We start from the raw sequence: 6,204 nt of genomic DNA, 5'->3' as shown, positions 1-6,204 counted from the left end.
GACCAGCACCGAACCCGCCGCCGCGCCGACGACCAGCCAGGTCAGCAGGCCACCGGCGTACACCCGACCGAGCACCACCCCGGCGAGCGCGGTCAGCCCGATCAGCGCCAGCGGCAGAACCGCCGCCCGCAGCACCCGCGCGGCACCCGTCACCACCGGCGTACCCCGTCCCACTCGGCGGCGAACTGCGCGCCGTCCGCCGCATCGACGACCACCAGGCCGGCGGTGCCCGGCGGCGTCGGCTCGGCCGCGCCGAACACCCCGACCACCACCGACGGGTACGCCCCCCGCAGCGCCCCGCCGTGCCCCCACTCCTCCCCGCCACCCGGCCCGGTCAGGAAGATCAGCGTGTCGCCCAGCCGGTCCGGCCGCAGCCGGGGGGTGGCCGCGCGCACCGCCGCACCATCGCCGGACAGCTCGGCGGCGGCCAGCCGGTCCAGCGGCCCGAGCGCGCCGTCGCCCTCGCCGTCGGGCGTCGTGACCTGCGCCGGCTCCCCGGCGGCCAGCAGCAACAGCACCGGCAGGTCGGCGCGGTGCGCGGCGGTCACGATCGACGCCGCCGCCTCACACGCCGACTCGAACGACTCCGCCACCCCACCGACCCGCCCCGGATGCGCAGCCACACGGTTGTCCAGCAGGACGACCAGGCGCGGCAGACTCGTGTCCACGTTCTCCCGCACCATCAGCTCACCCACCCGGGCGCTGGTACGCCAGTGCACCCGGCGCAGCTCGTCACCGACCACGTACTCCCGCAACGAGTCGAACGTGATCGACCCGTGCGGGACCCCGTCCACCCGACCGTCGAGGCTGCGCCCCGCGCCGGTGGGCACCGCCGCCAGCGGATGAACCCGGGGGTGCACCCAGACCGGCACCGTCGCACCGTACGGGCGGGCCAGCGCCACCAACCCCAGCGGGTCGCGCCGGGTCACCCGCAACGGGCCGACCGGCACCACCCCACGACGGTCGGTCGGCACGTCGTAGCGGACCTCGGTGTCCCGGCCGGGCCGTAGCCGCAACACCGGCACCGGCACGGTCCGCTCCCCGCACCGGTCCTCGGCCAGCAGGTTCGCCGATCGCAGGCGGCCGGTGTTGCGCACGGTCAACGTCATGCTCGCCGGCTCGCCACGGGCCACCCGGTCCGGGTCCGCACGGCGGGTCACCGCCAGCCGGGGCCGCCACGCCGCGACCAGCGCGGCGTAGCCCACGGCCGCTCCGGCCGCCGCGCCGAGCAACGTCAACTCGGGGTACGCGAACCGGAAACCCGCCCCCAGCAGCACCACGGCGGCGACGAGCAGCCCGACCCCACGGGCGGTGATCCCCATCGCGCTGCTGCCGGTCAGCCCTGCACCGGAGCGGGTTGCCCCGACGGCAGCGGCACCGGCACCGAGGCCACGGCCTGGCGCAGCACCTCCGCGGCGGTCATCCCGCGCACCTGGGCGTCCGGGGTGAGCAACAGCCGGTGCGCGAACACCGCCTCGGCGAGCGCCTTGAGGTCCTCCGGCATGATCCAGCCCCGCCCGTCGATCAACGCGTACGCGCACGCCGCCCGGGTCAACGCGATCACGCCCCGAGGGCTGACCCCGACGCGCACCTGCGGGTGGGTGCGGGTGGCGGCGGCCAGCCGGACCGCGTACGCGTAGAGCGGCTCGGCGATGTGCACCCGACGGGCCATCCGCACCATCTCGCCGACGGTGGCGGTGTCGGTGACCGGGGCGAGCGCCTCCGGGGACCGCACGGTAGCCCCGCGCAGCACCTCGACCTCGACCGCCTCGTCCGGGTACCCCACGGAGAGCTTCACCAGGAAACGGTCCAGTTGCGCCTCGGGCAGCCGATAGGTGCCGTCCATCTCCACCGGGTTCTGCGTGGCCACCACCAGGAACGGCGACGGCACCGGGTGCCGGACCCCGTCCACAGTGACAGTCCGTTCCTCCATCACCTCCAGCAGCGCCGACTGCGTCTTCGGCGACGCCCGGTTGATCTCGTCGGCGATGACGATGTTGGCGAAGACCGGCCCCGGGTGGAACTCGAAGTCCCGGGTCGCCTGGTTGAAGATCGTCACGCCGGACACGTCCGAGGGGAGCAGGTGGCCTGACCACCGCCCGCGTCCACTGTGAACGTCACAGTCGCCCCGGTGGCGGTCGACGACGAGCCGGTCACCGTGACCCGTGGCTCGGCCACCGTCCGGGCGGTGGCGGTGGCCTCCGGCCCCGGCCCGGCCTGGTTGACCGCCTTCACCTTCACTGTGACGTTCTGGCCGTTGCCCAGCCCGGTCACCGTGGTGCGGGTGTCGGTCACCTCACTGACCCGCCCACCGACGTCCACCAGGTACTTCGTCACCGGCCGACCGTTGGCTTCGGCCGGCGCCCACTGCACCGTCACCGCACCCGGCTGGTTGGCGACAGTGCCGGCGCGCAGGTTGAGCGGCCGACCGGGCGCGGCGAAGGGCACCACCGTGTTGCTGACCGGGGACGCCGCCGACCCGGCGCCCTTGCTGTTGACCGCCACCACTGTGAACGCGTACTGGGTGCCGTACTCCAGCTCACCGGCGGGCACCACCAGCTCCGTCCTGGTCGACTCGCCAGCCGGCGCGTTCGCCCCCGCCGAACTGGCCGTCACCGCGTACCTCGCGATGGTGTTGCCCTGCCCGTTCGCCGCCGGCCACTTCACCAGCACCGTGCCGTCGGGCCGTTCCTGCGCGGTGACGCTCGCCGGCGGGTCGGGGACCGCGGCGGTCGGCGTCACCGGGTTGCTGTTGCGCGCCGGGCCGTCGCCCTTCGCGTTGACGGCGTGCACCGCGAACCGGTACGTCTCGCCGTTGGTCAGACCCTTGACCTCCACCGCCCGCTGGTTGGCGCCCACCTGCAGGCGTTGGCCGGCGCCCTCCACCACGTACTTGATGATCTCGGCGCCGTTGGCGGCGGCCGGCCGCCAACTCACCCGCGCCTGGGCGTTACCGGCGGCGGCCGTGACGCTGCGCGGCGCACTCGGCTTGCCCACCCGCGGCTTCTTCGGTGGGGGCGGCGGCGGTGGGACCGGCGGCGGGTCGCCGCCGAGCACATCGTTGGCGTACTTGTTGACCTCGCGCACCTGGTGCTTGTCGTCCACCACCCGGGCGGTCGCCGAGTCGGGGGAGTTGATGAACAGGTGATTCTCCCGGACCTCCAGCTCCAGCGGCCCGTTGGCCCGCCCCCGGATGGTCTCGACCAGCTGCCCCGCCGCGTCGAAGGAGTAGATCATGCCGGTGGCCTCGTCGGCGCAGTAGAACCGGTCCGCCCAGGCCACCGCCGGGCTGAGCCGACCCCCCTCACCCGGCACTGTGAACGCGCTCTCCTGCCCACCGTCACCCACCAGCAGCACCCGCCGGTCGGCGGTCACCGTGACCGGCACCCGTGAACCGCTGGTACGCGCGGGAAGCGCCGCCGGGCCGGACAGCGTCAGCGGCGTCGGGTGCACCTCACCGTGCTGCACCCGCACCAGCTTGCCGGCCGTCCGGTCGAGCACCGCCACCCCGTCGTCCAGGGTGGAGACCACCAGCTCGTGGCTGGCGTCGGCGACGTCGTACGACTCGACCCGCTGCGGGCTGAGCCCGGTGCCCGCCGGCGCGGCCGACGCCGGCGCGGACGGCAGCTTAGCAGCGGTGATCGCCGAGACGGTGCCCTCGCTGGGCACCGCGATCCAGAGCCGACCCGCACCGTCGAAGGTGCCGCCGGCGATGCCCGGCGGATAGCGCACCGGCTCACCGACCGGGGTCAACGATCGCGGGTCGAGCTGCCGGACGATGCCCTGCACGGCATCGACGACGAACGCCGCGTCCTCGTGCAGGGCCACACTCACCCCCAGGCCAGGAGTGGTCCGGGTGGTCGCGCTGAGCTGGAGGGTGGCCAGATCCAGTGAGCTGACCTGCCCCGTCTGCAGGTCACGCAGGATCAGCAGCCGGTCGGTCTGGGTGATCTGCATCGGATGTTGCCGGGCACCGGGGATCTCGGTGCGGGTGTCCACCCGGGCGGTGACCCCGTTGACCCGGGCCAGCTCGCTGCGCGCCGCACTCCACAACCAGGAGCTCGCGTCGTAGTTGGCCACCGCGTTGTCCGCCGCGCCCAACCCGAGGACTGTCAACCCCATGGCAGCCAGCAGCGCGGCCACCGTGCCGACGGTCACCAGCCCGCCGCGCAGCCGGGACCGGGGGCGGGGGGCCTCGGTCCGTACGGCGTCGTCGATGCTGGCCACAGCCGGCTGCCTCCCGTGAGTCGTGGCAGGTGGCGTGCGCCTCGCGGCGACCCCTCCCCTGAGCCGGGTGCCATCATATGGCGCTGGTGGTGGCGGGGGAACCCGCACTGTCACCCCTGTGGATACCGAGCGTGTGCGTTGTGGACGTCCAGCTCAGCCGGGTTCCCGGCGCGACTCGGCGCGGTTTCCCGCTCGGCTCAGCGCGGTTCCCTGCTCGATTCAGCGCGGCGACGGTCGGCCGGAGGGCGACCCGGTCGGCGTGGGTCGCCGCTCCCGCGCCGTGCAGACCTGCCCGGAAGTCGCAAAGCTGTCAGTGGAGTAGACCGCCAACACGGTGAAACAGTGATCCACCCGAGAGTTCAGCCCGTTGACCGTGTAGCTGGTCCGGCCCGGGTCCACGGTGGCGATCACCCCCAACGCCTGCCCGGCCCGACCGGCGGCGACCATGAACGGCACCGCACCACCGGTCGGGTCCGTCCAGGTCAACGTGATCGTGGTCGAATCGTCCCGTAGCTTCAGGTCACCCGGTGCCGGCCCGGCCGCCGTCGGCGCCTGCGTCGCCGCCGTCGTCGGGGTCGCGGCCGGCGGCGGGTCGTCACGGGTCAGCACCACCGCGCCCAGACCCGCCACCGCCACGACGGCCACCCCGGCCGCCACCACCGCACCGATCAGCGCCGCCCGGTTGCGGCCCGTCGACCCACCATCATCGGCGTACGCCGGCGGGTGGTACTGCTGACCCGGGTACGGCGCCTGGTACTGGTCCTGAATCGGGTACGGCGCCTGGGTCGGCTGATGGTGGTACTGCTGCACCGGTGGCGGCGCGGCCGGCGGCCTCGGGCCGGCGCTCGGTGACCAGGCCGGCTGCGTGAAGGGTCTCGCCTGAGCGATGCTCGGGTCTGCTGGGGAGGCTCCGGTGACGTTCGTCGGCGCGGCGGTGGGCTTCGTCTGCGCGGCCAGCGGGGCGGGCGGGGCGGCTTCGGGCCAGCCCGGACTGGACGGCCCGCCGGGCGACGGGAACACCACGGTCTGGTCGGACAGCGCACCCCCGGTCTGCCGGCTCGACGCTGCCGGGGCGTCGAGGATGCCCAGCCCGGGGTCACCGTCCGCACCGGTGCCACCCGCGTCCATCATGGTCTGTCCGGCCGCCGTGCCCGGTCCGGCCGCCGTCCCCTGTGCGGCGGTCGCGGGCTGTCCGGCGGTCATGGCCTGTCCGACGGTCATGCCCTGTGCGGCGGTCGTGGCCTGTGCGGCGGTCGCGGGCTGATTGCGCGTCGCGGGCGGGTCGGTGGGGTCGGCAGCGGGAGTCGGCAGAGGCTGCGGTGGGGCGCTGCTGCTCCAGGGCGGTGCGGTCAACCCCCAGGGCGGCACGGGTGGCGCGCTCACCGGAGGCGCGGAGACGGGTGGCCCGTAAGGCGGCCCGGAGACAGGCTGCCCGAACCCGGGTTGCCCGTAACCGGGTGGTGCGGAGACCGGGTAGGTGTGTCCGGGTGGTGCGGAGACGGGTTGGCCGTAGCCGGGGGGTGCGGAGACCGGGTAGGTGTGTCCGGGTGGTGCGGAGACGGGTTGGCCGTAGCCGGGGGGTGCGGAGACCGGGTAGGTGTGTCCGGGTGGTGCGGAGACGGGCTGGTCGTAGCCGGGGGGTGCGGAGACCGGGTATGGGTGGGCCGGCGGCCCGGAGACCGGGTGCGGCTGGCTGGGTGGCGCGGAGATCGGATGCGGGGTCACCGGGGGTGCGCTGACAGGCTGGGTAGGTGGTCCGCTCGGCGGGTAGGCCGGCCCCGGATGGTCGACGGCCGGGGCGGCCCTACCCGGCAGCGTCGCCTCGGTGTCGGACACCTTGTGCGAATCGCCCGGTGCGGTTGGCCCGGCGGCGACTCGGGCGGCCTCCTCGGCGAGCAGCGGTTCGATCTGCCGTACCTGGATCGTGGGGTTGTCCCAGCGAGGTGCCGGCACCACCGGTGCGGCGGTCGGTGGGGG

General features: G+C 74.5%; 2 protein-coding genes and 2 pseudogenes. All 4 read right to left on the bottom strand.

What is annotated here, in order from left to right; translation table 11 throughout:
- Positions 1 to 149: 149 nt before the first annotated feature.
- Entirely contained in the window at positions 150 to 1,322 is a 1,173-nt protein-coding gene (locus KBX53_RS19055) for a DUF58 domain-containing protein (RefSeq protein ID WP_210860768.1), read from the bottom strand.
- A 14-nt stretch (positions 1,323 to 1,336) separates the two neighbouring features.
- Positions 1,337 to 2,083 (bottom strand): annotated as a pseudogene (locus tag KBX53_RS19050) (AAA family ATPase); the annotation flags it as partial.
- Positions 2,077 to 4,227 (bottom strand): annotated as a pseudogene (locus tag KBX53_RS19045) (fibronectin type III domain-containing protein); the annotation flags it as partial. The pseudogenes KBX53_RS19045 and KBX53_RS19050, both read right to left, overlap by 7 nt.
- Before the next feature lie 219 nt (positions 4,228 to 4,446).
- Positions 4,447 to 6,204: fibronectin type III domain-containing protein (locus KBX53_RS36440; RefSeq protein WP_247675864.1), on the bottom strand; the 1,758-nt coding region annotated here is incomplete at its 5' end.

The sequence above is a fragment of the Micromonospora sp. M51 genome, from assembly GCF_018070305.1.
Classification (GTDB): Bacteria; Actinomycetota; Actinomycetes; order Mycobacteriales; family Micromonosporaceae; genus Micromonospora; species Micromonospora parva.
This window is presented reverse-complemented; position numbering and strand designations above follow the sequence as displayed.

Bases quoted from the DNA above. Each gene is read 5' to 3' on its own strand.
- KBX53_RS19055 (WP_210860768.1), bottom strand. From the start codon at position 1,322: ATGGGGATCACCGCCCGTGGGGTCGGGCTGCTCGTCGCCGCCGTGGTG.